The 862-nt window shown below is 63.1% G+C and carries 2 protein-coding genes; both read right to left on the bottom strand.

Translation table 11 applies throughout. From position 1 onward, the window contains the following. Positions 1-257, bottom strand: a 257-nt coding sequence (locus QT222_RS00460) for an NAD(P)-binding domain-containing protein (protein WP_491475943.1), incomplete at its 3' end; no start/stop codon positions are given. Further along, the coding region (locus tag QT222_RS00455) for a UDP binding domain-containing protein (RefSeq protein ID WP_491475942.1) at positions 250-862 on the bottom strand (613 nt) is incomplete at its 5' end. The genes QT222_RS00460 and QT222_RS00455, both read right to left, overlap by 8 nt.

Genomic DNA, 862 nt, shown 5'->3' with positions numbered 1-862 from the left:
CTATCGACTGGCGTGGGGACCGTGACGATGACGAAATCCGCATCCGAGAGCTGCGCCGGGTCCGTCGTGAAAAACACGTCGGACGCCGCGACCCCCTCGTCGGTCACATCGCCGGTTGGGTCGGTTCCGCTGGAGAGTTCGGAGACCTTCTCCGAGTCGACATCGTAGCCGATAACCGACTTTCCGACGCGGTCGAACTCGATAGCCAGCGGAAGCCCGACGTATCCCAGTCCGACGACACAGACCGTCTCAGTCATGGAGACCAATCCCCTGATAGACGACGCTTTCGTCGTCTCGATACGCCGTCGCTGCCTGTCGACCGTCGACGAGGACAAGCGGGCAGTCGCTGTCGCCGTCACCGTCGCTGTCACTGTCACCGTCAGCGTCGCCGAAGGCAGGAATATCGAGGTGCTCGAACTCCTCGTGAGCCGTGACGAGAACCACAGCATCCACGGAGAAGTCGTCGCTCGTGATGCCGGGGGTGATTGTCGCACCCGCGTCCTCGAAGACGCTGGTGTCGTCGAGAATCGGGTCGGTGGCAGTGACATCCGCGCCAGCGTCCACAAGGTGCTCGATGACGGGAAGCGCCGGCGTCTTTCGAATCTCTTTGACGCCGGCCCGGTAGGTCAGTCCGAGGACGAGAATGGAGGCGTCTTCGGGGTCGACGTCGAGTTTCCGGAGTTCGTCGAGCGCGGACTGCGCGGTGACGTGCGGCATCTCGTCGTTCACGTCACGAGCAGTTCGCATGAGCGGTGCATCGGTCTCGAACTGCTTGATGAGGAACTGCGGGTAGTACGGGATACAGTGGCCGCCGACGCCAGCGCCCGGCGTGTGAATCTCGCAGAACGGCTGGGTGTTGGCC

It is taken from the genome of Haloferax sp. s1, assembly GCF_058382125.1.
The sequence above is the reverse complement of the archived record's forward strand: the minus strand, read 5'-3'. Positions and strand labels throughout refer to the sequence as shown.